This is a genomic window from Pseudomonas sp. GW823-FHT04A03, from assembly GCF_058796615.1.
Window position 1 is genome coordinate 884092 of the sequence record NZ_JBXAIV010000001.1, and the last position, 25967, is coordinate 910058.

Consider the following 25967-nt stretch of genomic DNA (forward strand, 5'->3'; position numbering starts at 1 on the left):
CTTCTGACCAACAATAAGAGGCAAACCATGTCCGACATTCTCTGGCAGCCCGATGCCCAACGCATTGCCCGGTCCCGCATGGACGGCTTTCGGCGCTTCATCAATCAGCGCCACCACCTGAAGCTCGACGACTACCCGGCCCTGCATCAATGGTCCATCGACCAGCGCGAAGCGTTCTGGCAAGCGATCGTGGATTTCTTCGGCATCAGTTTTCACACCCAGCCGGACGCCGTTCTGCGTGGAGGCCTGAAAATGCCGGGCGCCGAATGGTTTCCCGGCGCCACCCTGAATTTCGCTGAACACCTGCTGAGTCGCCGCGACGATGCCATCGCCGTGATCGCTATCGGCGAAAACGGCCAGCGCGAATTGCTGACCTGGGCCGAGCTGGCCCAGCAAGTCGCCGGGTTTCAGGCCAGCCTGCAAGCGGCAGGCGTCGTGGTCGGCGACCGGGTTGCAGCGTGCATGCCCAACACCTGGCAAACCCTGGTGGCGATGCTCGCAACCACCAGTCTCGGGGCGATCTGGTCGTGCTCGTCGCCGGACTTCGGCACCCACGGCGTGATCGACCGCTTCGGCCAGATCGAACCGAAAGTGCTGATCACCTGTGCCGGTTACCGTTACGCCGGCAAAGAGATCGACCAGACCGTCAAGATCAATGAAATCCTCGAACAACTGCCTTCACTGCAACAGCTGATCATCGTGCCTTACGCGCGCCCCCACGCCCATGCGACGGATTACCGGACATCCGCCAACGTCACGTTGTGGGACGATTTCTACGAACCCGGCGATGAGCCGCAATTCGTCCCGGTGCCGTTCGATCATCCGCTGTACGTGCTCTATTCCAGCGGCACCACCGGCGTGCCGAAATGCATCGTTCACAGCACTGGCGGCGTGTTGCTGCAACACGCCAAGGAACACGGGCTGCATGTCGATCTGGGCCCCGGCGACCGTCTGTTCTACTACACCACCTGCGGCTGGATGATGTGGAACTGGCTGGTGTCGGCGCTGGCGGTCGGCAGTGCGGTGGTGCTGTATGACGGCTCACCGTTTTATCCGGACAACGAGCGGTTGCTGGAGCTGCTCGACGACGAGCAAGTCAGCGTGTTCGGCACCAGCCCGAAATTCCTCGCGACCCTGGAAAGCAGCGGCATCAAGCCGCGCGAAAGCTACGACCTGAGCCACCTGAAAACCCTGCTTTGCACCGGCTCCGCGCTGTCGCCACAGAGTTATGACTTCGTCTATCGCGACTTCAAACCGGACGTGTGCCTGTCCTCGATGTCCGGCGGTACGGACATCGTGTCCTGCTTCGTCAACGGCAACCCGATGTCGGCGGTCCGCCGGGGCGAGATCATGGGCAAGAGCCTGGCCATGGCGGTGGAAGTGTGGAATGACGCCGGGCAACCGGTGATCGGCAAAAAAGGTGAGTTGGTATGCACTCGACCATTCCCGGCGATGCCCATCGGACTCTGGAACGATCCGGATGGCGAGAAGCTGCGCAAATCCTATTTCAGCCAGTTCCCCGGCGTCTGGGCCCAGGGTGACTACGCCGAACAGCTGCCCCACGGCGGGATGCTGATTCACGGCCGCTCCGACGCCGTGCTCAACCCCGGCGGCGTGCGCATCGGTACGGCGGAGATCTACCGTCAGGTGGAGAAAGTCCCGCAAGTGCTGGACAGCGTCGCCATCGGCCAACAGTGGCAGGACGACGTGCGGGTGGTGCTGTTCGTTCGCCTCAAGGAAGGCGTAGCGCTGGATGACACGCTGCAACAGCAGATTCGTCAGGTGATCCGCGCCAACACCACACCGCGCCATGTGCCGGCGAAGATCGTCGCGGTCACCGACATTCCGCGCACCATCAGCGGCAAGGTGGTGGAACTGGCCGTGCGCAATGTGGTGCACGGTGAACCGGTGAAAAACACCGATGCGCTGGCCAATCCTGAAGCGCTTGAGCAGTTTCGCGATCGACCGGAGTTGAACCACTGAAAACAGCGCTCCTGTGACAGGTGCGCTGTTTTGCAATGCAGGCGGATTATTCAGGACGGTTTAGGGTCAGCACCACCGGTTCGGCAATCGCACCGGTACGACGGATGGCGAGACACTGCTCAACGGTGTAGCGATTGCGTTCGAATTCGACGTTGTCGGTGTAGTACTGGTCGAGCAACGAGATGACCAAGGCCAGTGAGTCAGCGTTTTCAACGGCCTGAGTTGCCGAGTGGTATTGCGTCGTGGCACCGTCCTCACCCGTCGCCAGTTTGCCGCTGGCGAGATTGAGCAGCGGTGCTACGTCCAGCATCTGGTAAGTGCTGCCGCTCTTGGCAGTATCGTTGGCGTAGCTGACATCCTTCGTCTGCGCTGCGCCATGCAGCATTTCGTGAATCAGGTCATCCGCCACTACTTCGTGGTTGTAGCCGTGGCCGATGAAATGAGCGTTCAGATTGCGCGTGTAGACTTCCATGAACGTCACGTTAGCCCGCTCGCCTGGGACGGCGGTAACCCATTGCTGGTACAGCTGAGGATTGAAGGCCGCAAGATTACCGTTGTCCTTGTACGGATCAAGAATCAGATTGCTCAGGGAAAAGCCGGCGAAATCGGTACGAATCAGCTTCAGGTATTTCAACAACCGGTCTTTGACATCCGAGCTGTTGCTGCCCAAAAACGCTTTGAGTATGAAGTCGCAGTCTTTGGCAAAGCCGCGATCACTCAAAGCCTTGATTGCCTCTTCAATCTTGGCCTTGGCTTTCGGCAAGCTTTTTTCAATGACGGCACGGGTGTAACTGATCGGCAATGTTTTATGGAAAAGATTCACTCTGAACGGAGCATCGACAGTAAAACTGTTCAGCTTTGGTCCCCAGGCTTTGCCGCTACGATCAAGTGCATACCAGTAAAAGTCTTTGCGCGCAGCCACTACCGTCAACGTTTCTGCACCGGATGCTTTCGGGCGCCAGTTGCCTTGCCCGGCAATGAGCTGGGTGCCGGCATCGACAAACTCCCCAGACTTGTTGGCGCCTTTGATATGCCTCATCTGCGATTTGGCCAGTGCAATGATTTCCTGGGTCTGCCGACTTAAACGCATCCCGCCCTTATAGACCAGTCTGCCTGTGCCACGCACGATTGAAGGCAGGTCATCCAAAGGATTAAAGATGGAAATCCCGGTGGCAATTGCCAGTTTGGCAAGGTGTCCCAGCTTGATGGACAGAGTAGTAGCCTTTGACACGATCGAAACTGTTTTACTGGCAACACCCGCAACGGTGCCCACCAGTGCAATGGCATCCATGGCACAACCATAGACGCCGTCGATAATTCGGTTGTGTTCCCCGGAAGTCAGATCCTGTATGCACTTTTTGAACGGTACGACGAGGTCCACAATGTACGTTGCGACCGCCTCTCCTCTGGCTCGCTCTCGCTCAAGTTCAGTAGGTGAGGTGGCGCTTTTTTTCAGTTGTTCGAATGTCATCAGGGGGTGACGGAGTACGATGAGCGCCGAGATCTGTTCAATCCTGGGATCAGAGAAGTTCTGAAATTCACTGTGCTTCGGAATCGTAGGTGTGGCCGGTGCGGGCAATGCAATCAGCTTGTCGATAATCGCTACACTGCTGGTCACACGAAAATCGTTCACCACTCCTTCGATATAACACTTGCGGTTGATGGGCAGACGCTCCTTGGGTGTTACTGCCCCCTCGTATTTCAAGTCACCCTTGAAATCCGCTCGTGGCGGTAAGTTGAGTTTTCCGCTTTGAACGATGAATTTTCCCAGATCATCATTGCGATGAATATCGCCGCTCAAGGTAAACAGCTCAAAGCACGTGAGTTTGCCGCGATGGGAGGCACACATGACAATGCCGAAACGCCCAGTGACTGCATCTTTGTCCCCTTGAGTCTCCCAGTTCGCTCTAAAGACGTGCCCGTCCCCTAGCGGGACCGTACGGGTCTGCAGCGCCGAGTCTCGCACGGTAAAAAACGTCAACTCTGCGCGCAACACGTCTTGCAGATCGAAATAGGACATACGCGACAGCGCCAGTTTGAGCGTAGTAGCCAGTGCTGCATTCAACTCATTCAGATAGCTGCGCAATTGCCGATTGAATTCGAGGTTGTTATCAGTCAACCACAGCAATTCCGGATAACGGTTATAAATACTCACGACCGATGGATCGTGAAGCGCAGGTTTTTTGTTTCCAGAGATCTGGGATAGCAAATCGGGTGCTTTGCTGTCCTGAAAAACGGCACGGAAATCCCATTCCCGTTTTGCGAGATCGCCGGACATATGCAAGTCGATCATCGACATGATAGTCGGCGACGCCCCAAGTCCCGGTCGCTGATTGAGTAAAGGTTTTTCCAGGAAGTCACAGCTTGGGGCTGCATGCTCCAGCGCGGACCTGGCGATGGCTCTGCGATCAGGTAGTGGCGTGGAATAGGCGTGGCTGACCTGAGAGAAATTCGCTACATACTGCTGATAGGCCGCTGTAGCCCGTTGTGTCGTCGTTTTTTCGTCCTGTTTGAATTCGACTTCAGTGACGATCGCGTTGATCAACGCCCAGTCCACGATCGGATCGATCAATGCCAGCGTATGCACATCGGCCAGCGCCTGGCTGACCGGTTCCAGCTGCGCGTACGCCATGACCTGCGCATAAGTCATCACCCGCGCGGCGCCTTGAACGACCGCTTCAACCAAAGCGACACCCCGACAGAAAGCCACCCATTCGAGCGACCCGATCGCGATCGATGTCGGAACCTGCCTGACAATGAATTCGGGGGCGATCTGTGCCAGGCACAAGTGAATCGCCAGAGGTGCTGCGTCGTGGCTGACCCATTGATTGGTCACCATATGATCGCGCAGCCCCTCCAGAACTACAGATGCAGGCCTGCCAAGATGGCGTGGCGAGTACATTTCATAGCTGCCTACAGACTTTCTGTTCTGCTGCTTGCCAATAAATGGATTGATATCCAGCAACATGGCAGTTGCCAACAGCTGGCCAAGTTGTGAATCAGAGATCGTCTCTCCTGCTTGCGATCCGAACCAACCGAGGCGCTGCAAGCATGAAAGAGCCCAACTTTTCGAAGTCGCATGACCGATTAACTGCTTTAACAAGACAGCTGCGTTGTCATGTACTGCGATCCCTGACCGGGAACCAGCCATCAGATTGCTCAACAGTTTGGTGTCACGGGGCATTTGTTGTCCCGTGATATTTCTCATTGCCAGGCACTGCTCGGCGGACAAAGTAATGAGTGCCGAGTCATCCGCAACAAGCTGCCCCCAATAATTACCGAGACTGTCGATTTCGGGAAACTCAAACTCAAAATATTCAATCAGATTCTTCAGTTGCGCCACCGTATCTGGCACATCAAAACCATGAAATCCCAGCCATTGCTCTACTGTTATTTCATCGTCTGTCCATACGTACCCTCCCGCCTCTTTGGCGATATCAGTGATTAGCGACAACACACTGTGATCAAACCCCAGTCCCTTGTTATTGCTGTGTTCCTTGAAATCTATCCAGCCATCCTCGGCGGACACTTCCATTTTCCCGGATTGCGTCACGCAAATCGACGGACTGTCGCTCCCCGTCAAACCCAGCATATAGCTACGCATGGCAACCGTACGGGTCAGATTGATCAGGAGCATTTGTCCAGGTGCATGGATGTCATACAAGGACGAGTTCTTCTTCAACTCGATCTGATAGTCCCATCCCAGAATAATCTGTTTTTCAGGGTAGTTCGCAAGACACGATTTCAGTTCGGCCAATACCAGATTGCGCTCTAAAGCATCTGCATCCAGGCGCTGTTGCATGCTCGCACCAACTGCATATTTGAAGAACTTCCCTTTCATTTCAAAACTCATAACTTCCCCATCAGTAAATAAACGTGCCTGTTTGGCCGGCGCGATATTACTTTCACCGAACAAACTTTCCAGCCGTTATTTATGAGGCGAAATTTCAAGCCATAGAAAGCAAAGTCAAACTACGCCTTAGTCCACCAACCCCCATTCACCAGCACTTGAGCCGGATACATCTCCCGGGTGTGCAAGTTTCAGTTTCAGTTTCAAATTATTAATTGAGTCAGCATGCTTTAGTGCTTCCTGTGCACTCAGGACACCCTCAGCCACCAACTTGTAAAGTGCGTCATCAAAGGTTTGCATGCCCAGTTCCCCGGACTTTTCCATGATCACTTTCAACTCCCCCAGTTCATTGCGACGAATGAGGTCGGCAATGGTGGGCGTCCCCAACATGACTTCCACTGCCGCCCGTCGCTGGCCATCAAGCGTGCGCACCAGACGTTGGGAAACGAAGGCCTTCAAATGATTGCCTAGACTGTGGAGCAATTGCGGGCGGCGCTCTTCGGGGAAGAAATTGATGATCCGGTCCAGCGCCTGATTGGCGTTGTTGGCGTGCAATGTCGACAGCACCAGATGCCCGGTTTCGGCGAAGGCCAGCGCATGTTCCATGGTCTCGCGGTCACGGATTTCGCCGATCAGCACCACGTCCGGCGCCTGACGCAGGGTGTTTTTCAGCGCAGCGTGAAAGCTGCGGGTATCGACCCCGACTTCGCGCTGGTTGATGATCGATTTTTTGTGGCGATGGATGTATTCCACCGGGTCTTCAATGGTGATGATGTGCCCGCTGCTGTGGCGATTGCGATGGTCGATCAGCGCTGCCAGCGACGTGGACTTGCCCGAGTCGGTGGCGCCGACGAACAGGATCAGGCCTTGCTTGAGCATCACCGATTCGAGCAACACCGACGGCAGTTTCAGGTCCTCGAATCGCGGAATGTCGAGTTTGACGTTGCGGATCACGATCGACACGTCGTTGCGCTGTTTGAAGATGTTGACCCGGAAGCGGCCGATCCCGGTGCGGGAAATCGCCAGGTTCATTTCCAGATCCCGGTCGAACTCCCGACGCTGTTCGGCGTCCATCAGGGAGGCGGCGACAGTTGCCACCTCGCCGGGTTTGAAGGGCTGATCGCTCAAGGGCGTCAGTACCCCGTCGAACCGCGCACTGGGCGGTGCGCCCGTGGACAGGAACAGATCCGAACCGTGGCGGCTCGCCAGTTGTTTGAGCAGTGCATCGATTTCCATGGCCAAAAGCACCTGCGAAGCTTTCAATGAACTTAAGACCGTGCGTCGTGACGCGACGGGCCTTACAGCGTCTACCGCACTAGGATAGTAGACGCCGCCTCACCGACCGACGCCCAGGATTGATGTGATGAACGCTGTACCGAACACCAACGACGCCCAGGCATTGATTACCCGCACCGACTGGAGCCGCAGCCCGCTGGGCGCCGCCGGCACCTGGCCACAGAGCCTGCGCACCGCGGTGGACATCGTGATTCACTCGCCGATGCCGATGCTGCTGTTGTGGGGACCGCAACTCACCCAGATCTATAACAACGGCTTTGCACTGCTCGCCGGGAGCAAGCATCCGCACGCTTTCGGACAACCGGCACACCAGATATGGCCGGAACTTCGAGACTTTACCGACCCGATTTACAGCGCCGTCCTACAAGGCCAGGTGCGAACCTACAGCGAACGACGCTTTACCCTGCAGCGGGACGGACAGGATTCCGACTTCTGGCTGGACCTGACCTACAGCCCGATCCGCGACGAAAGCGCGCAAGTGGCCGGCATTCTGGTCACCGCCATCGAAACCAACGAACGCCGGCGCATCGCCCTGGAACTGCAGCAACGTTCCGAAGACAGCCTCAAGGCCCAGCGCGAAAGCGAAGAACGTCTGCAACTGGCGCTGGCAGCCACCGATGCGGTCGGCACCTGGGATTGGGACATCGGCGAAGACCGCTTCATTGCCGACGCACATTTCGCCCAGTTGCACGGTGTCGATCCGGCGCTGGCCGGTCAGTTGCCGATCAGCGAATACCTGCACGGCGTGCACCCGGAAGACCGCGCGCTGATTGCCCGCAGCATCAAGCATTGCATCACCCACGGCACCGAATACGCCGAGGAATACCGCCTGCTGCAAGCCAATGGCGAGCTGCGCTGGGTGTTCGCGCGCGGGCGCTGCTACAAGGATCATCATGGCCGGCCGATGCGTTTTCTCGGCGCCGCGCTGGACCTGACTGAACGCAAGCACACCGAGCAGGCACTGCGTCAAAGTCAGACCGAGCTGCAACTGATCATCAACGCCATGCCGATCCTGATCAGCTATGTCGACCACGAAGAACGCTTTCGCCTGAATAACGCCGCGTACCTCGACTGGTACGGGCTCACGCCTCAAGAGCTGTACGGTCGCACGATCCGCGATGTGATCGGCGAAGAGGCCTATTTCCTGCGGGCGCCATACATTGCTGAAGCGCTGGCCGGCCGCCCTTGCTCGTTCAGCCTGTACACGCCGCACCGCGACGGCAGCCAGCGGCATGCCTTGATGAACTACCTGCCGCGCCACGGCGCGGACGGTGCGGTGAACGGTTTCTACATCTTCGTGATCGACGAAACAGAACGCAAAAAGACCGAAGAAGCGCTGCGCAACCTCAATGAAACCCTTGAGGAACGCGTGAGCGCGCGCACCGAACAACTGGCCCAGGCCAACCAGCGTTTGCAGAACGAGATGTTCGAACGCGAGCGCGCCGAAGACGCTCTGCGCCACGCGCAGAAAATGGAAGCGGTCGGCCAGCTCACTGGCGGCATCGCCCACGACTTCAACAACATGCTGACAGGCATCATCGGCAGCCTCGATTTGATGCAGCGCTACATCGCCAGTGGCCGCGCCGATGAGATCGGCCGTTTCACTGACGCGGCGGTATCCTCGGCCAACCGCGCGGCGGCACTGACCCACCGTCTGCTGGCGTTCTCCCGCCGCCAGTCGCTGGATCGCAAGACCATCGACGTCAATGAATTGATCCACTCGCTGGAAGACCTGATCCGCCGCACCAAGGGTGATCCGATCGAGCTCAAGTTGCGCCTGGCCGACAACATATGGCCGGTCAGCACCGATGTCAGCCAACTGGAAAACGCCCTGCTCAACCTGGTGATCAACGCCCGCGATGCCATGCCCGACGGTGGCGAACTGCTAATCGAAACGGCCAACGTCTACCTCGACGGCAACGACATCACCACCCTCGAGCCGGTAAAGGCCGGCGACTACCTGATGCTCGCGGTGAGCGACAACGGAACCGGCATGACGCCTTCGGTACGTTCCAAAGCGTTCGATCCGTTCTTCACCACCAAGCCGATCGGCCAGGGCACCGGGCTCGGGTTGTCGATGATTTATGGCTTCGCCCAGCAATCCGGCGGGCACGTCAGCCTCGACAGCCTACCCGGTCAGGGCACCTGCGTGCGCCTGTACCTGCCTCGTTTGTATGCACTGGAACCGGAGCGGCCGGTGATCGAAACGGTCAGCGAGGCCCCCGCTTTAGCCACCGGCGAAACCGTGGTGGTGGTCGAGGACGATCCGGCGGTGCGCATGCTGGTCATGGACCTGCTCAAGGAGCTGGGTTATCGCGCCCATGAAGCCGAAGACGCCAAGGGCGCCCTGCCGCTGTTCGAATCGGATCTGCGGGTTGACCTGCTGGTGACCGACGTCGGCCTGCCGGGCATGAACGGCCGGCAAATGGCGGAGATCGCCCGCCAGCATCGTCCGGGGCTCAAGGTGTTGTTCATGACCGGTTACGCGCAGAAAGCCGCCGAGCGCCAGGGCTTTCTCGAAGACGGCATGGACATGGTCGCCAAACCGTTTTCCATCGAACAGCTGGCCGGCAAGATCCGCACGATGATCAGCCAAAATCCGTGACTTGAGGCATAATCCGCGCCCCGCCGTCACCCCGCTACAGGTATTGCACGATGAAAGCCCAAGCCCGCCACATTCTGGTGAAAACCGCCGAAGAGGCTGAAAAACTCAAACAACGCATCGCCAACGGTGAAGCGTTCGATGTGCTGGCGAAGAAGTTTTCGACCTGCCCGTCCGGCAAGCGCGGCGGCGATCTGGGTGAAGTGCGGCCGGGGCAGATGGTCGGTGCGATCGATGCGGTGATCTTCAAGAAACCGCTGCGCACCGTGCACGGGCCGATCAAGAGCAAGTTTGGGTATCACCTGGTGCAAGTGTTTTACCGCGATTGATCCAGTGCCCTGAAGGCGCGGCTTTCGGCAGCGCCTTCAGGGATCGGCATCAATCCTTGGGAATCAGCGCCCCAGGCACTTGAATGACCTGACTGGCCAAGCGGTGCCCCGCCTCCGCCGCCTGCGCAGGGCTAGCCCCCGACAAGCGACTCGCCAGATACGCCGCACTGAACGAATCCCCCGCCGCCGTGGTGTCCACCACCTTCTCGACCTTCTGCGCCGGCACTTCAAACGCTTCGCCGTTGCAATGGATCAGACAGGCTTCAGCGCCGCGCTTGAGCACCACTTCCGGCGTGCCGATCTGCGCGTACGCTTCAAACACCGCGTCACAGTCTTCGAAATGGAACAGCGCCTGCTCGTCGTCCACCGTCAGCAATGCCAGATCGACGTGAGGCAACACGCTGCGATACGCCGCCCGCGCCTCTTCCACCGAAGCCCACAGGCGTGGCCGATAGTTGTTGTCGAAGACGATTCGCGCGTCACGCTGACGGGCTTCGATCAAGGTCTCGATCAGTTTTTCCCGCCCCTGCGCACCGAGTACCGCCAGCGTGATACCGCTGAAATACAGCACGTCGTAATCCGGCAGCGCCGCCAGAATCGGTGCGGCGGCTGGCGTGGTGAAACAGTCGCGAACGGCGGCTTCGTTGCGCCAGTACAGAAAGCGTCGCTCACCGGCGGCATCGGTCTGGATGCAATACAGGCCCGGCAAACGACCGGGCAAACGCTGGACCAGATCCAGGCCAATGCCTTCGTCGGCCCAAATGCGGCACATCGCGTCACTGAAGCTGTCATCACCCAGCGCCGTGACGTAATCGACCTGCGCCTTGTCACCCATGGCGCGGGACAGATAGACCGCCGTGTTCAGCGTGTCACCGCCAAAGCTCTGTTGCAGGCTGCCATCGGCACGTTGCTGGAGTTCGATCATGCATTCGCCGATCAGGGCGATGCGCGGGGTGTTCGGACCCAATGGACTGAGCGTGTTCATCAGAAACAGGTTTCCATGGTTTCGATCACCGATAGCTGCTCGTCCACCAGCAGCCCCACGCGCCACTTGTCGAAGGTCAGGCATGGGTGGGAAGTGCCAAAGGAAATGATGTCGCCCACGCGCAATTCCACGCCCGGCGCCACGGTCATGAACGCGTGTTGGTCCATCACCGCCGTCACCTTGCAGGCGCCGACATCGTCGCCCACCGCCGGCAACACACCGGCCTTGTAACGCAGCAACGGTACAGGCATCCCGGCATCGAACGCCACGTCACGCTTGCCCAGAGCTATCACGGCAAAGCCCGGCTCCGGCATCGACTGCACGTGAGCCCAGACTTCCAGCGCCGGGCGCAGGCCTTCGTGCAGATCGCTGCGACGGTCGAGTACGCAGCACTGCGCTTCTTTATAAATGCCATGGTCGTGAGCGACGTAACTGCCGGGGCGCAACACGCTGAGGAAACGCCCGCCAGCGTTCTGCGCTTCGAACGATTCGGCGATCAGGTCGTACCAGGCCGAACCCGACGCAGTGATGATCGGCTTGGCGATAGCAAACGCGCCGCTGTCCTGCAACTGCACCGCCAGGCGCACCAGCGAGGCGGCGAATTCACGGATGCCAGTGACGGCGTGATCGCCATGAATCACGCCTTCGTAACCTTCGATGCCGGTCAGGGCCAGCGCCGGTTGCGCGCCGATGGCATTGGCCAGCTCGATGACTTCCTGCTCGCTGCGGCAACCGCAACGGCCACCGACCACGCCGTACTCGATCATCACGTTCAGGCGCACACCGCGCGATGCGAAATAGGCACCCAGATCGGCGACGTTGTCCGGGTGATCGACCATACAATAGAAATCGAAGCCGGAATCGGCCGCCAGCAGATCGGCAATCAACGCCATGTTCGGCGTGCCGACCAGTTGGTTGGCCATCAGCACCCGACGCACGCCGTGGGCGTATGCAGCGCGGGTCTGGGTGGCGCTGGCCAGGGTGATACCCCACGCGCCGGCGTCGAGCTGACGACGAAACAGCGCCGGGGTCATGCTGGTCTTGCCGTGGGGCGCGAGTTCGGCGCCGCTGTCGCTGACGAATTTCTGCATCCAGCGGATATTGTGTTCCAGCGCTTCGCGGTGCAGCACCAGCGCCGGCAGGCTGATGTCACGCACCAGTTGCGCGCCGACGGCGGCATCGCCCTTTTCCACGGCAGCAGTGTTGTTGGCAGTCGTCATGGTCGAACTCCTCACAGTCGCGCCCGCAGGCAGGCGCGGTTATTCGTTGATTCGCCGGGCGAGGCTGTTGGCGCTCTCGATCAAGACCCGGCGATAGTCGTTGTAATTAGTCTTGGCATCGGCGCGCGGGGCGACGATGCACAGGGTGCAGATAGCCACGCCTTGAGGGTCTTTGACCGGGGCGGCGAAGCAATGGGTGAAGGTGTCGGCGACACTGTCGAAGGAGAAGAAACCGTCGATGCCGGCCTGACGGATTTCCGCCAGAAACGTCTCCATCGGCAGGCGTTCGCCACCCGGCAGGATGAAGTCGTCAGGGTCGATCAGGTCGCTGATCTGCTGATCGCTCAAGTGCGCCAGCAGCAGGCGACCGGAGGCGGTCCACGGGATCGGCGCGTTTTCACCGATATCGGAAGAAATGCGGAAATGCCGCTCGCCCTCCTTCATCAGCGCCACCGTGTATTTGCGCCCGTTGAGCAGGCACATCTGCGCGGTTTCCCGGGTCTGGCTGACGATCTCCTGCAAGGCGTGATCGGCCTCGCGACTGAGGTCGAAATGACGCAAGTGCGCCTGGCCGAGGAAGTACAGCTGACGACCGAGATAGACGTGACCGTCCTTGCCCACCGGCTCCAGAATCCGCCGTTCGAGCAATGACGCCACCAGTTCGTAGACCGTGGATTTCGGGCTGCCGATGCCGTTGGCGATGTCGTTCGGACGCAGGGGCTGGCCGATCTCCTTGAGGAAATCGAGGATATCGAACGCCCGGTCCAGACCGCGTGCCCGGCGCTTGATGGTGTCTTCGGTCATTTCAGTGGTTCCCATTCAAAGTGCCGGGAGTTTATCGCGAAAGATCGCTCCCACGCTCTGCGCGGGAGCGGTCGATACTCAGGCCTTCTTCTTGTATGCAATGCAGTCGATCTCGACCTTGCAGTCGACCATCATGCTCGCCTGCACACAGGCCCGGGCCGGTGCGTGTTCGGGCTTGAAGTACTCGCCGAAGACCTTGTTGAAACTGGTGAAATCCCGCGGATCGTCCAGCCATACGCCAACGCGTACCACGTCTTCCAGGCCATAACCGGCCTCTTCGAGAATCGCGATCAGGTTCTTCATGGTCTGGTGCGTCTGCTCGACGATGCCGCCCACAATGATCTCGCCATCCACCGCCGGCACCTGCCCTGAAACGTGCAGCCAGCCATCGGCCTCAACGGCGCGGGCGAATGGACGAGGCTGGCCGCCAGCGGCGGTGCTGCCGGTGCCGTAACGAGTAATGCTCATGGGTGTTTCTCCTGATTGAAAAAGTGAAAAGTCAAAACCGCGTGCTTTTGAGAAATTCCGCCAGCCGCGGCGATTGAGGACGCTCGAACAGCTCCTTCGGAGGCCCCTGCTCTTCGATGCGTCCCTGATTCATGAAAACGATCTTGTCCGAGACCTCGAAGGCAAAACGCATTTCGTGGGTCACCAGCAACATGGTCATGCCGTCCTCGGCCAGGCCCTTGATCACGTTCAGCACTTCGCCGACCAGTTCCGGATCGAGGGCCGAGGTGACTTCGTCGAACAGCATCAGGCTCGGGTTCATCGCAATCGCCCGGGCAATCGCCACGCGCTGCTGCTGACCGCCGGACAACTGGCCGGGAAAGTGATTGCGCCGCTCCAGCAGGCCGACCCGCTCCAGCCATTTTTCGGCCAGGGCCACGGCTTCGTCCTTGTGCATCTTTTTGACTTTCAGCAAGCCGAGCGTGACGTTCTGCAACGCGGTGAGGTGCGGGAACAGGTTGAATTGCTGGAACGCCATGCCGGTCATCGCACGATGACGGGCAATGACTTTTTCCGGGTGGCGCACGCGCTTGCCGTTGAGTTCGTCATAGCCGATGGATTCGCCGTCGAGCAGGATCTGCCCGCCCTGGAATTCTTCCAGCATGTTCACGCAGCGCAGCAGCGTGGTCTTGCCCGAGCCGCTGGAGCCAATCAGCGTCACCACATTGCCGCGCTGCATGCTCAGGTCGACGCCCTTGAGGACTTCGACCGCGCCGTATTGTTTGTGCAGGCCACGGATGTCCAGCAGGGGCTGACCGTTCTGGACGTTGGAAACTTGAGCTTGAGTCATGGCAGGGCCACCCGCTTTTCAATGTGCCGGCCGAGTAATTCGATGCCGTAGTTGATGACGAAGAACAGAAAACCGGCGAACAGGTAAAACTCCAGGGTCATGAACGTCCGGGCGATGATCTGCTGGGTGCTGAGCAACAGCTCGGCCACGCCGATCACCGACAGCAAGGTCGAGGCCTTGACGATTTCCGTGGACGAGTTGACCCAGGTCGGCAGGATCTGCCGCAGCGCCTGAGGCAATAGCACGTAGCCGAGGGACTGATAGAACGTCAGGCCGATGGCCTTGCTGGCCTCCATCTGCCCGCGTGGCAACGCCTGCAACGCACCGCGCACGATCTCGGCCACGTGCGAGCCGCAAAACAGCGTCAGACCCAAGGCCCCCGCCTGAAACGCGCTGATCTGCCAACCGAGCGCCGGCGCCATGTAGAAGCAGGCCAGCACCAGCACGAACACCGGCGTGCCGCGAATCAGGTCGACATAAAAGCGGAACGGCGCGCGCATCCAGAACTTGCCGTAGGTCAGCACCAGCCCGGCGAATACGCCGATAAACGTGCCGAACAGAATCGCCAGCGCCGACACCTGCACGCTGGTCAGAAAGCCTTGCCACAAGGCTTCGCGGGCAATCCACAACTCATGCAACCAACTGGGGGATTCGTACATCGCAGCCTCCTATCGGCGGATTGCCAGACGCTGCTCGAGGTAACGCAGCAGCATGGCAATGAGGTAACAGGCCGCGACATACAACGCCGTGGTCACCAGCCAGGTTTCGATCACCCGGTAGCTTTCGACGTTGATCTTGCGCGCGTAATAGGTCAGCTCCGGCACCGCGATCGCGGCGGCCAGCGAGGTGTCCTTGAACAGCGAAATGAAGTTGTTCGACAGCGCCGGCAGCACGTTGCGCAACATCACCGGCACGGTGACGTAGGCTTTCACCTGCCACTCGCCCAGACCGATGGCCAGCCCCGCTTCGCGCTGGCCCTTGGGGATGCTCAACAGACCACCGCGGAACACTTCGGTCAGGTACGCCCCGGCATACAGCGACAGGGTGATGATGAACGACGGGATCTTGTCCAGCCGGGTCCCCAGGCTCGGCAACGCAAAGTAGATCAACAGAATCAACACCAGAATCGGCGTGTTACGGATCACCGTCACATACACCGATGCCAGCACCCGCAAGGCGCGATGCTTCGACAGCAAGGCAAACGCCATCAGCAGGCCGATCACGCAGCCGATGGCGATCGACACCAGCGCCAGTTCGAGGCCCAGACCGAGCCCCGCCAGCAAGGTGTCGAAATCGCGCCACACGGCGGCAAAGTTCAACTGATAGTTCATGGTCGGCAGTACCTTGAGCGGGGCGCATCAGCGCGCCCCACTCTCACGGGATCATTTGAATTCGACAGGGAAACCGATGGCGGGCGATGGCAGATCAACACCGAACCATTGCTTGAACGAAGCGGCGTAGGTCGGGAACTCCACGCCGGTCATGGCCTCATGCAGGGCGGTGTTGACGAAGTTCAGCCAGTCCTGATCGCCACGTTTGACGGCGCAGGCGTAGGTCTGCGGGCTCCAGGCGTACGTCGGGCTGCGATAGCGGCCAGGGTTCTGCACCATCAGGTATTTGACCGAAGACTGGTCGGTGGCGGCGGCATCGGCGCGACCGGAGTTCACCGCCTGATACATCAGATCGACGCTGTCGTACTGATCGACCTTGGCCTTGGGCAGCGCCTGATGCACCAGCTCTTCGGCGTACACGTTCTGCAGCACGGCCACGGTCACGCCGTCACCACCGGCCTGCAGGTCTTCGATTTCCTTGTATTTGCTGTTGTTCGGCAGCAGCAGGCCGACGCCTTCGCGGTAGTACGGCAGGGTGAACGCCACTTGCTGCGCGCGGCTGGCGGTGACGGTGATGAACTGGCAGCTCATGTCGACCTTGTCGGTCAGCAGGTTGGGAATCCGCGCATCGGACGACTGCACTACGAACTCGACCTTGCTTGGGTCATTGAACAGACCTTTGGCCACGATCCGGGCGATGTCGATATCAAAGCCCTGCAACTTGCCGTCCGCGCCCTGGAAGTGCCACGGCGCGTTGGTGCTGCCGGTCCCCACAATCAGTTTTCCACGGGCCAGGACGCTGTCCAGCTTGCTGTCGGCCGCCTGGGCCATACCCATGACAGCGGTCGAAGCCGCAAGAACAAAAACACACGCTTTGAACAAGGAAGGTCGGCGATGCATGGCAAGCACTCCAGAGGATTGTTTATTCCGCTATACCGGAACACGGTTTGTTACTACGGAATAGACAGCAGAAAGTGTGCCACAGGATTCGCGGGGAATCTGCAATGGATTGAAATTTGTTTTGAATCAAAGAGATGGAGGTAACCCGCGGATCGGTGTAACCAAAAGTGATTCCGCACTTCGCTACTTTGCGCCACACATGGCGGGTAGCCGGGCCACATTCTGGTGCGCGATGCACGATTGGGCGCGGGCTGCACCTGTCAACTCTGACAGTTGCGGCAACGGCCGCGGCTCCCCTAACGTCGTACTGTCCAGCACATCGAATAAAGGAGGCTCCGATGACGACGCCGACTCGATATTCAGCGTTGCCCCCTACGTACCAAAAGGTATTGAAAGCCAGGCGCCTTGTTGTCCTTTATTTCTTCAACCAGCACTGCGGTGCGTGTATATCTTCCGGCCCGGTGTTTCTCGAGATCGCCAAGCCCTTTCGGTCCTGGATGGATATCTTCATGCTCGATACAGCACAGTGTTGTCGGCATCCGGATGTCACGGGCACACCGATGGTGCTGTTCTACAAGGAAGGCGTCCTGCTCAAAAAGCTGGAAGGCATCGGTACGGAGGAATCCCTCCTGCAAGACTTCACCCGATTCCTCGGCAAAACCCGGCACCCCGCTGCACTGCGCAAACCGACCCATGACCTGAACTGGCTTCGCCACACCCTCAGCACCCTCTGCACCATCCCCCGCGCAAAACGATGGAACTTTTCCTGAAAGTGCCACCTAAGAGCCATCAGGTAATGGCACCGTCGTTCCAATTGATCTGTAACAACTAGCCTCGAAGCCGGATTGGACAAGCTCCCATCCGGCTGCTTTTCTTTATTTCTCAGAAAGAGACAAGTGCTGCCGGCCCTCTGGTCGCAGCCTTGCTTCGTCCCAGGAGGGGTCTAATGTCCTTTAACGTCATGATGGTTTTCGGTACTCGCCCGGAGGCCATCAAAATGGCCCCGCTGGCCCGGGTTCTGCGTCAGTGGCCCGACATCACACTCAACATCTGCTCCACCGGCCAGCATCGCGAGATGCTCACCCAGGTGCTGGACGCGTTCGAACTGACGGTCGACGAAGACCTGCAAGTCATGACCCAGGGCCAGACCCTGAACGGTCTGTCGCAGCACCTGCTCGCCCAGCTCGATCAGGCCTACGAACGGGTCAAACCGGACATCGTGCTGGTCCACGGCGACACGACCACCAGCTTCATCGCCGCCCTCGCCGCCTTCAATCGCCAGTTGCCCATCGGTCACGTCGAAGCTGGTTTGCGTACCGGCAACTTGCGCGCGCCCTGGCCCGAGGAAGCGAATCGACGCCTGACCGGCGTGATTACCGACCTGCATTTCCCGCCGACCTCCAAGTCCGCCGCCAATCTGCTGCGCGAAGGCGTACCTGAAGACAACATTGAAATCACCGGCAACACCGTGATCGATGCCTTGCTTTGGATGCGCAAGCACCAGCAGGAGATCGATTGGCATCCGCCCGCCGATTCGCCTCTGGCGGCGATTGATGATCAGCGCCGGATGATTCTGGTCACCAGCCATCGACGGGAGAATCTCGGCGACGGTTTCCGCAATATCTGCCAGGCCCTGGCCGAACTCGCCGAGCAATACCCGGACGTGCAATTCGTTTATCCGGTGCACCTCAACCCGCTGGTGCAGGAGGTGGTGTACGGCATGCTGGCCGACAAACCCAACATCTATCTGGTGCCACCGCAGGACTATCCGAACTTTGTCTGGCTGATGGGCCGCGCGCACTTCATCCTGACCGACTCCGGCGGCGTACAGGAGGAAGCCCCGGCCATCGGCAAACCACTGCTGGTGCTGCGCGACGTCACCGAGCGACCGTCCGTGCTCGAGAGCGGCACCATGCTGCTGGTGGGCACCGACAAGGCGCGCATCGTCAAGGAAGCCCGACAACTGCTGGACGACCCGGACACCTACGCGCGCATGAGTCGCGTGCACTTCCCCTATGGCGACGGTCACGCCAGTGAACTGATCGCCACCCGCCTCCACGCCTGGCTGAGCGCACACTCGGCGGCGGGTAACGGGGTATGAGCCTGGGTTGGGTCGATTTCTTCGCGTATGTGCTGTTCGGTCTCAAATATGTAGCGATTGCGCTCGCCCTGTTGATGTTCATCCTCGGTCTCGATGACCTGTTCATCGATCTGGTGTACTGGAGCCGCAAGCTCATCCGGCGCTGGCGGATCTACGAAAAATTCAAGCGAGCCGACGAGGAACGCCTGTATTCGATTCCCGAAAAGCCGCTGGCGATCATGGTGCCGGCGTGGAACGAGGTCGGCGTGGTCGGTGAAATGGCGCGTCTGGCCGCCTCGACCATCGACTACGAGAACTATCAGATTTTCGTCGGCACCTACCCCAACGATGCCGAAACCCAGGCGGATGTCGACGCGGTCTGCCAGCACTACCCCAACGTGCACAAAGTGGTGTGCGCCCGACCCGGCCCGACCAGCAAGGCCGACTGCCTGAACAACATCATCGACGCAATCCTGCGCTTCGAGAGCGAAGCGAAAATCCAGTTCGCCGGGTTCATCCTGCACGATGCCGAAGACGTGATTTCACCGATGGAATTGCGCCTCTACAACTACTTGTTGCCGAACAAGGACCTGATCCAGATTCCGGTCTACCCCTACGCGCCGGAGTGGAAAGGCTTCACCGCCGGGCACTACGTCGATGAATTCGCGGAGAACCACGGCAAGGACGTCATCGTTCGCGAAGCTCTCACAGGTCAGGTGCCAAGCGCCGGCGTCGGGACGTGCTTCAGCCGCAAGGCCATCAGCGCCCTGCTGGAAGACGGCGATGGTATTGCCTTCGATGTGCAGAGTCTCACCGAGGACTACGACATCGGTTTCCGCCTCAAGCAGAAAGGCATGAAATGCATCTTCGCCCGTTATTCGGTCAGCGATCCGAAACTGGCGCTGGAGCAACCCTGGGTGTTCGGCATGAATCGCGAATTCTCCCAGGTGATCTGCGTCCGGGAACACTTCCCCCGTGACCTGCAACACGCGATCCGGCAGAAATCCCGGTGGATTGTCGGCATCGTGTTCCAGGGCACCAAGAACCTCGGCTGGAGCCGCAAGGGGCTGCTCAACTACTTCCTGTGGCGCGACCGTCGCGGGCTGATCGCCTACCTGTTGAGCTTTCTGGTGAACCTGCTGTTCCTGGTGCTGCTGGCGATGTGGGCGGTGACGATCATTTCGCCGGACTCGTGGCGCTATCCCTCGATCCTCGCCGACAGCTCGCTGCTCTCGGTGCTGCTGTGGCTCAACGGCCTGATGCTGCTCAATCGCCTGTTCCAGCGCGGCTGGTTTGTCACGCGTTACTACGGATTGGTTGAAGGTCTGCTGTCAGCGCCGCGCATGATGTGGAGCAACTTCGTCAACTTCTTCGCCAACCTGCGCGCCCTGCGTCAGGTCATGGAAATGGGCGATTCACGACGCGTGGCCTGGGACAAGACTACCCACGAATTCCCGGCGCTGACCAAGGCGCAGCGCACGCCACTCGGCCATCGATTGGTGGAGAAAGGCCTGCTTACCGAAGAACAACTGGAAGCGGCGATTACCAGCCCAGTGCGCCGTCGACTTGGCCGCGAACTGTTGCTGCGTGAGTACATCGACAGCACTCAGCTCGTCGAGACACTGGCTGAACAGCTGGATCTGGAATGGGCACCACTCAATCCGTTCAAGCTCGACAAACGCTTGATCGATACGGTGCCGCGCCGGGTCGCTTCCCACTACGGAGTTCTGCCCGTGGCAGAAGAAGGCGACACGCTGATTCTGGCCTCCGAAGGTCCGGTCAGTCAGGTCTCGCTGGGCGCCATCAGCCGTCAATTGAAACGCCCGGTGCGCAGCCGTCTAGCACCCCAGGGCCGCGTCACATTGGGGATTCGTTACTGGTACGCCAGCCCCCGACAGAATGAGGAAGTGCGTCATATGCTCGAAGTGCTTGAGCGCCATCAGGACGATGAAGCCCTGCTGGAACGGGTCAGCCGCCATCAGGTGCTGCTGGGCAATCTGTTGCAGGTGCGCGGGATGGTGCCGCCCACCCTGTTCAATCAGGCGCTGATCGACTTCGATGCCGAGAAGATGTCACTCGGCGAACACCTGATTTCCCGGGGCATGATCACCCAGGAAGTACTGGAACAGGCCCTCGCCGATCAGGCCAGCGAACAGCAAGCCGCCTACCGCATTGTCCGGGAGGTCGCATGAAGCCTGTGCATCGTCACACCCTGCTGATGGGCAGCCTGCTGCTGGGCCTGAGCACCGCGTATCCGCTGCAGGCTGCACCGCTGAGCGACTTTGAACAGTTCCGCAGCTATCCCTACATGGACCGCAGCTATCGCGAGGCGAAAAAGGGCAACTGGAAAGAAGTCGAACGACTGATGCGCCACTTGCTGGAAAAGGTCCCAAAGAACGACGAGGCCCGGGCACTGCTGGTGGAGTCCCTGGCCAAGCAACGCCGTTACAAGGAAGCGCTGCAAGCATTGCCGGACGACAGCAACGCCCTGCTCGACCTGCGCCTGACCTGGATCGAACAGGACCCGCCGACCAGCACACAAGTTGAAAGCTGGATGGCCACCAGCAGCCTGAATGACCGCGTGCGCCTGTGGCAGGCTTACAGCCTGAGCCTGGCCAAGTTCGGCGGCGCAGCCAAGGCCCATGACTGGCTGGCACAACTGGCGCCCAAGGGTGATGACAATATCCTGCGTCTGGCGCGCGCCAACTGGTCGGAGCAATTGCGCGACTGGAGCGGCACCATCGACCAACTGGCGCCGCTGGCCGCGCGCAAAGAACTGGACGCCGAAGGCTGGCAACGACTGGCCAACGCCTACGTACAACGCCTCGATGAAAAGCCGCTGCAGCAACTGCTGCAACAGGCGCCGAGTCCTGAGGCCGCGCGCAACATTCGCCTGGCGATGGTCGACCGCGCCATCGCCATGGGCCACGAGCAACAGTCCCAACGCTGGATGCAGTCGCTGCCAGCCAGCGACCTCGCCGATCCAGCGCAACGTCAGCGACTGTGGGAACTGGCGCGCAAGACCGAAGACGTGCCTACCGTGCAGCGCCTGAGCAACGATCTGCAACGGCCCTGCCTGGAAACCGCCGAATGGCTGTCGCGGCAGGATCCCGAAGCGGCGCTCAAGCAACTGCGCAGCTGCTCGCCGACGGACGATCCACAGACCTGGCTGGTACTCGCCCAGCGCCTGCAAGCCACGGATCTGCTGCAAAGCATCCGTCTACCGGAGCCTTGGGACAGCCGTCGGCAAACGCAGGTGCTCGACATCTGGCAGGAGCAAGGTCGTAGCGCCGAGGTCAACGCCTGGCTGGCCGGGCAGAAACAGACGCCCGATATCGTCAAGCGCCGAGCCGAACTGACGCAGCGCATGGGACGGATGATTGAAGCGGAAACCTTGTGGGAACTGCATTACCGGCAAACCGGCAATCTTTCCTCGCTCAATCAGGCCACTTACCTGGCGGTAAATGCAGGTGATCGCGCACATGCTCAACAGTTGCTGGAATCTGCGTTCGATCGTCATGACGGGCGTTTGCCGGCGACGGCGTTGCAGCGTCTGGCCGGTTTGTACGCCGCAACGCCTTCCACGACACCAGAGCAACAGCGGCGTATGGCGCTGCTGCTCAACCGGGTGGACGGTGCCACGCGTGGCCAACTGCTCGCGCAACTCGCGGAGACCGGCCAGTGCGACGCCGTGCAGCAAGCCATCGGCAGCCACCCGCAAGCGGCTGGCGATTACCGCGCGCTCGGTCGCTGCGCCATGCCTGATCGCCCGGGTGAAGCCGTCGTCTATTACCAGCAGGCTGAAAAGCTCGGCGATCGCGGCAGTCGTCTGCCGCTGGCCTATGCCCTGGAAGCGGCCGGTGATTCTGCCGGCGCACTGGCCATCTGGCGCAGTTTCCCGACCGCCGAACTCAGCGACAACGCCCGCCTGACAGCCAGTCGCAGCGCGCTGAATGTCGGCGACAGCCAGACCGCAGAAACCTACTGGCAACAGAGCACCACGCGCGGCGCCAATGAATGGGCGCTCGGCGCAGCCATCGCCGACGCGCGGGGTGATCACGCCCAGGCACTGCAACGCCAGCGTCAGGCTCTGCAGCAGGCACCGGATGCCGGGCACTTCTACGCCGCATCGGTCACTGCGCAAAAGGCCGGGGACCTGCCGCAAAGCACTGCATGGCTGGCCGAAGCGGTACGCCGCGAGCCGAACAACCCGCGTTATCGCGCCGACTACGGGATGCGTCTGGCCGGTGCCGAAACCCGCGAAGAGCGCGCCACGGCGATTCCGTACCTGCAACAGGCGACCCGGAATTTCCCCGAGGATTACCGCCTCGGCGAAACCCTCGCCTGGCGCTACGACGAAGTCGAAGACAGCGCCTCCGCGCGCAAGGAACTGCGTCGGGTGATCGATCTGGAGCAGAATCCGGTGGCGGCCGATGATGAAGACGGCAGCATGGAAGCCCGGCGTTACCGTCAGCGCCGCGCCCATGAGGCGTTGTCGCGGCGTGACAGTTTCACCGTTGCCAGCACCTGGTCACCGGCCGGAGTTTCGACCAACGACTTTCTGCGCCCGGATGACAGCGAAGGCAGCAAACGAGTGACCCGCTCGCAGAACGTTCAGGTCGCGATGTGGGATCACGCGCTGGGTGAAGAGCCGAGTCGGGCCGGCAGTACGCTGTCGATCTATGGACGTGGATTGCTCGGCGGCCAGGGCCGCTCCAGCTACTTCGAATCGGTCGCCGCCGGCGTCGGCCTGCGTTACAAGCCTTGGGGCACGGCCAACATCAACTTCTACGCGGAAATCTACAAGCAGAGCGAGGTCAGCGACGACGCGGAGCATGGCATGCGTCTGGGAGAGTTGTTCAACCCCGGAAAAGTCTGGGATCAGGGTCATGACTTCGACCGTTACGGACGCACGAACACGGACTATCTGCTGCGCGCCACCGCCTCATTCCTTGATCAGGGCAAATACCGCAACGACTGGCGGGTCGACGAGAACGAATGGGACGAGCGCTTTCTCTACCTCGATGCCGCATGGTGGACCAAGGCCGGCGATCACCAGTGGCTGTCGCGCTTCCAGCAAGGTCACGCCTGGAAACTGCCGTTCAGCGGAGCCCAGACCATCATGCCTTACGGCTTCCTCGAGTTTGCCAGCCAGGACCCGAGCAACGACTGGCGCCAGGACCTGCGCACCGGTGTCGGCCTGCGCTGGCAATGGTGGTACGACGAGGATCGCTACAACGCCTACCGCTCGAAACTGACGGTTCGCACCGAATATCAACAGTCGCTGGGCGGCAATCTGTATGAAGGCGGCAACGGTGTGCTGCTGGGCGTGGAGTGGAATTTCTGATGGCTCGATGGATGTTGTGTTTGTGCCTGCTGATGAGTGCCACTGTCGCCAAGGCCGATGAACGAGTGTTCTATCAGCCGCTGAATGTCGATGCCGGCCTGACCCAGGCACAGTGGCAGAAAGTCTGGCGAGACACCGCCAAACAAGGCACGCGTACCGTGATCGTGCAGTGGACGGCCTATGGCAACTCGGACTTCGGCGGCGCCAATGGCTGGCTCGCCAACAGCCTGAAACTCGCTCAGCGACAAGGTCTGCAACTGGTGCTCGGCCTGGCGATGGACCCGGCTTACTACAAACGGATCGATGAACTCGACAGCGCCGGCCTCGGCGCCTACTGGCAGGCGCAACTGGGGCAATCGCTGGCCCAGCAGCAGAAACTGCGCCAGGACTGGAAGCTGCCGGTCAGCGGCTGGTATCTGCCGCTGGAACTTGACGACCTGCACTTTCTGGCGGCAGATCGACGGGCCACACTTCAGCGTCAGTTAAAGGACTTTGCCGCGAAGCTGGATGCGCCGCTGCATGTCAGCGCCTTCAGCGCCGGCAAGCTGGCCCCGGCGGTCAACGGTCAATGGCTGGGCGAATTGACGGCGGCCGGTGCGCAGGTCTGGTGGCAGGACGGCGCGGGCACCGGTCGTTTGTCACCACTGGTGCGCAACGGTTACGCCAGTGCGCTGCCCTGTTCCGTGGGGATAGTGCGCGAAGCCTTCCGGCAGGTCAGCCGTGAGGGCGAGCCTTTCCGTGCCGAACCGGCCAGCCCGGATGCGACCTCGACCGGCTGCCATCAGAACGCGGTGTTTTCCCTGCGCTACCGACCGTGGGGCTCGGTCATCCTCGATAACCAACGCAAGCATCCGGGCAGCAATGTACAAAACCATTGAAGACGAAGTCCTGAAAAAGACTGCGCCCGCCGAGCTGTGGAGCGAGTTCATCCAGCATGAATTCGAGCGGCTGCACAGGTTCTGCCTGCTGATTTATCTGGCAAGCATCAGTGTCTGGATTGTCTTCGATCTGATCGTCAGCTTCCTTGGAGGGCAAGGTTTTACCTGGCGCTCGATGGTGTTTCTGACGGTGTTTTCGATTCAGGCGGTCATTCTGCTGTTCACGCGAAAGGCCGCCCATTTCGACATCCTGAACATCCTGTTCATCGTCGCCATGACCCTTGGCGTCCGACTGCTGATCGACGGCCTGCCCGCAAGCTTTCAACCTGCGTGGCTGGTGCTGGGCGCCTCGAGCATGCTCTACAGCATCTCCGTTTTGCCCATCAGCCGCTGGTCGTTCTACACCTCGCAAGGGGTGATCTGGCTGGTGCTCAATCCGTTTTTTGGTACCGAAGTCGGGCTGTTCGAACTCAAAGGCGTGATGACCATCGCTTACGCCGTGTTTCTCTGCGGGTTGACGATCTATACGTTTTTGAAGCTCCGCGAGGCCAAGCTCTACAACTACATCATGTCCAAGCTGTTGCTGGACCAGGCCTACAACGACACCCTCACTGAAATCCCCAACCGCCGCTCGTTCATGACCCGCGCCGGAAAAACCCTGCAAGCCGTGCCGCGCGAACACGACCATTACCTGGCGATGATCGACATCGACAACTTCAAGAAAGTAAATGATGTGTACGGCCACGACATCGGCGATGAGGTGCTTAAGCGCATCGCCGCGGACATCAAAACCGTGATGTCACACTTCGAATACGCACGATTGGGCGGTGAGGAATTTGCGATCTATCTGGCCGGTGTGCGCCGCGAAGATGTCGAGGCGCTGGCCGGGGAGTTGTGCCGGGTGGTGCGTGAGCAACCGACCCGGCACCCGGTGACCATCAGCATCGGTCTGGCCCGGGTCGAAGATGACGACACCCTAAACCAGGCCCTGATTAAGGCTGACGAAGCACTGTACGAGTCAAAGCATACCGGCAAGGACCGGTACACTTTTCATCAATGAGGCCG

Annotated in this window: 19 protein-coding genes; 9 read left to right on the forward strand and 10 right to left on the reverse strand. The window is 60.0% G+C overall.

What is annotated here, in order from left to right; genetic code table 11:
* Window positions 1-27: 27 nt before the first annotated feature.
* Window positions 28-1983, forward strand: a complete 1956-nt coding sequence (locus tag AC1Q9F_RS03745; protein ID WP_492618921.1) for an acetoacetate--CoA ligase — start codon at window positions 28-30, stop codon at window positions 1981-1983.
* A 46-nt stretch (window positions 1984-2029) separates the two neighbouring features.
* Here AC1Q9F_RS03745 and AC1Q9F_RS03750 read toward each other — a convergent pair whose 3' ends face one another.
* Window positions 2030-5836, reverse strand: coding sequence for a hypothetical protein (locus AC1Q9F_RS03750; protein ID WP_492618920.1), 3807 nt, complete (start codon window positions 5834-5836; stop codon window positions 2030-2032).
* Between the two features lie 126 nt (window positions 5837-5962).
* Window positions 5963-7069: a PilT/PilU family type 4a pilus ATPase gene (locus AC1Q9F_RS03755; RefSeq protein WP_492618919.1), complete on the reverse strand. Its 1107-nt coding sequence runs from the start codon at window positions 7067-7069 to the stop codon at window positions 5963-5965.
* A gap of 127 nt (window positions 7070-7196) precedes the next feature.
* Here AC1Q9F_RS03755 and AC1Q9F_RS03760 point away from each other — a divergent pair, with 127 nt between their 5' ends.
* Window positions 7197-9734: a PAS domain-containing hybrid sensor histidine kinase/response regulator gene (locus AC1Q9F_RS03760; protein ID WP_492618918.1), complete on the forward strand. Its 2538-nt coding sequence runs from the start codon at window positions 7197-7199 to the stop codon at window positions 9732-9734.
* Between the two features lie 50 nt (window positions 9735-9784).
* The gene (locus AC1Q9F_RS03765; RefSeq protein WP_007952044.1) at window positions 9785-10060 is read left to right on the forward strand and encodes a peptidylprolyl isomerase; all 276 of its coding nucleotides are present in this window, start codon (window positions 9785-9787) and stop codon (window positions 10058-10060) included.
* A gap of 49 nt (window positions 10061-10109) precedes the next feature.
* Here AC1Q9F_RS03765 and AC1Q9F_RS03770 read toward each other — a convergent pair whose 3' ends face one another.
* From AC1Q9F_RS03770 to AC1Q9F_RS03805, 8 genes are all read right to left on the reverse strand, one after another.
* Window positions 10110-11045, reverse strand: coding sequence for a sugar kinase (locus AC1Q9F_RS03770; RefSeq protein ID WP_492618917.1), 936 nt, complete (start codon window positions 11043-11045; stop codon window positions 10110-10112).
* A complete protein-coding gene (locus AC1Q9F_RS03775; protein ID WP_492618916.1) occupies window positions 11045-12265 on the reverse strand; it encodes an amino acid deaminase in 1221 nt (406 codons plus the stop codon). The genes AC1Q9F_RS03770 and AC1Q9F_RS03775 overlap by 1 nt, the downstream gene beginning before the upstream one ends.
* Before the next feature lie 39 nt (window positions 12266-12304).
* Window positions 12305-13069 (reverse strand): IclR family transcriptional regulator, encoded by a 765-nt coding sequence (locus AC1Q9F_RS03780; protein ID WP_085745508.1) that lies wholly within the window; start codon window positions 13067-13069, stop codon window positions 12305-12307.
* Between the two features lie 78 nt (window positions 13070-13147).
* Window positions 13148-13537, reverse strand: coding sequence for a RidA family protein (locus AC1Q9F_RS03785; protein WP_492618915.1), 390 nt, complete (start codon window positions 13535-13537; stop codon window positions 13148-13150).
* Between the two features lie 31 nt (window positions 13538-13568).
* Window positions 13569-14366 carry an amino acid ABC transporter ATP-binding protein gene (locus AC1Q9F_RS03790; RefSeq protein WP_011334480.1) on the reverse strand — a complete coding sequence of 266 codons (798 nt, stop codon included), beginning with the start codon at window positions 14364-14366 and terminating at the stop codon, window positions 13569-13571.
* Window positions 14363-15025 carry an amino acid ABC transporter permease gene (locus AC1Q9F_RS03795; RefSeq protein ID WP_492618914.1) on the reverse strand — a complete coding sequence of 221 codons (663 nt, stop codon included), beginning with the start codon at window positions 15023-15025 and terminating at the stop codon, window positions 14363-14365. The genes AC1Q9F_RS03790 and AC1Q9F_RS03795 overlap by 4 nt, the downstream gene beginning before the upstream one ends.
* Before the next feature lie 9 nt (window positions 15026-15034).
* Window positions 15035-15697 (reverse strand): amino acid ABC transporter permease, encoded by a 663-nt coding sequence (locus AC1Q9F_RS03800; RefSeq protein WP_492618913.1) that lies wholly within the window; start codon window positions 15695-15697, stop codon window positions 15035-15037.
* Window positions 15698-15748: 51 nt separating this feature from the next.
* The gene (locus AC1Q9F_RS03805) at window positions 15749-16597 is read right to left on the reverse strand and encodes a transporter substrate-binding protein (RefSeq protein ID WP_492618912.1); all 849 of its coding nucleotides are present in this window, start codon (window positions 16595-16597) and stop codon (window positions 15749-15751) included.
* A 338-nt stretch (window positions 16598-16935) separates the two neighbouring features.
* On the opposite strand from AC1Q9F_RS03805, the gene AC1Q9F_RS03810 reads away from it, so the two are divergent.
* The 6 genes from AC1Q9F_RS03810 to AC1Q9F_RS03835 all read left to right on the forward strand — a co-directional run bounded on the left by AC1Q9F_RS03810 (window position 16936) and on the right by AC1Q9F_RS03835 (window position 25962).
* Entirely contained in the window at window positions 16936-17367 is a 432-nt protein-coding gene (locus AC1Q9F_RS03810; RefSeq protein WP_492618911.1) for a thioredoxin family protein, read from the forward strand.
* Between the two features lie 176 nt (window positions 17368-17543).
* Window positions 17544-18698, forward strand: a complete 1155-nt coding sequence (gene wecB, locus AC1Q9F_RS03815; RefSeq protein WP_492618910.1) for a non-hydrolyzing UDP-N-acetylglucosamine 2-epimerase — start codon at window positions 17544-17546, stop codon at window positions 18696-18698.
* Window positions 18695-20869, forward strand: a complete 2175-nt coding sequence (gene nfrB, locus AC1Q9F_RS03820) for a cyclic di-3',5'-guanylate-activated glycosyltransferase NfrB (protein WP_492618909.1) — start codon at window positions 18695-18697, stop codon at window positions 20867-20869. The genes wecB and nfrB overlap by 4 nt, the downstream gene beginning before the upstream one ends.
* On the forward strand, window positions 20866-24024 hold the full coding sequence (locus AC1Q9F_RS03825; RefSeq protein WP_492618908.1) for an NfrA family protein: 3159 nt from the start codon (window positions 20866-20868) through the stop codon (window positions 24022-24024). Before nfrB ends, AC1Q9F_RS03825 begins: the two co-directional genes overlap by 4 nt.
* Window positions 24024-24902, forward strand: a complete 879-nt coding sequence (locus tag AC1Q9F_RS03830) for a DUF4434 family protein (RefSeq protein WP_492618907.1) — start codon at window positions 24024-24026, stop codon at window positions 24900-24902. The genes AC1Q9F_RS03825 and AC1Q9F_RS03830 overlap by 1 nt, the downstream gene beginning before the upstream one ends.
* Window positions 24886-25962, forward strand: a complete 1077-nt coding sequence (locus tag AC1Q9F_RS03835) for a GGDEF domain-containing protein (protein ID WP_492618906.1) — start codon at window positions 24886-24888, stop codon at window positions 25960-25962. The genes AC1Q9F_RS03830 and AC1Q9F_RS03835 overlap by 17 nt, the downstream gene beginning before the upstream one ends.
* The last annotated feature ends 5 nt before the right edge of the window (window positions 25963-25967 follow it).